The sequence below is a fragment of the Paraburkholderia sp. BR10872 genome (assembly GCF_040965835.1).
Classification (GTDB): Bacteria; Pseudomonadota; Gammaproteobacteria; order Burkholderiales; family Burkholderiaceae; genus Paraburkholderia; species Paraburkholderia nodosa_A.
Map to the genome: position 1 here is coordinate 1 of NZ_JBFRCN010000187.1, position 256 is coordinate 256.

1 rRNA gene is annotated in these 256 nt (G+C 53.9%); it reads right to left on the reverse strand.

The annotated features are described in order from the left end of the window. Positions 1–256 (reverse strand): 16S ribosomal RNA (locus AB4Y43_RS40615); the annotation flags it as partial.

Below are 256 nucleotides of genomic sequence, written 5' to 3' on the forward strand. Positions count from 1 at the left end.
CCCTGGAGTGCTCTTGCGTAGCAACTAGGGACAAGGGTTGCGCTCGTTGCGGGACTTAACCCAACATCTCACGACACGAGCTGACGACAGCCATGCAGCACCTGTGTTACGGCTCCCTTTCGGGCACATCCACCTCTCAGCGGACTTCCGTACATGTCAAGGGTAGGTAAGGTTTTTCGCGTTGCATCGAATTAATCCACATCATCCACCGCTTGTGCGGGTCCCCGTCAATTCCTTTGAGTTTTAATCTTGCGAC